The organism is Bacillus sp. GbtcB10, assembly GCF_019091365.1.
GTDB classification, from domain to species: domain Bacteria; phylum Bacillota; class Bacilli; order Bacillales; family Bacillaceae; genus Bacillus; species Bacillus altitudinis.
On sequence record NZ_JAGXJP010000294.1, the window covers coordinates 1 to 249 of the forward strand.

Consider the following 249-nt stretch of genomic DNA (forward strand, 5'->3'; position numbering starts at 1 on the left):
TTTACCAACTTGGTTCGCTACCACATCAAAACGTTTAGAATTCAGACCAGCAAACATGCTGTCCCATTGTTTTTCTTTGAATTCTGGTTTTAAGTCAAGACGTTTTGCGACTTCTGTGATGACCTCGTCATCATAGCCAGTTAATTTATCTGTTTTTTTGTCATGGAAGGTGAAAGGTGCATATGTACCTTCTGTACCGATGGTTAATACGCCTTTATCCTGAATGGATTTCCAAAGGTCACCTGATTC

Annotated in this window: 1 pseudogene; it reads right to left on the reverse strand. The window is 39.4% G+C overall.

Features of this window, described 5'->3' with window-relative positions:
- Positions 1-249, reverse strand: a pseudogene (gene tcyA, locus KVT11_RS20305) (cystine ABC transporter substrate-binding lipoprotein TcyA); the annotation flags it as partial.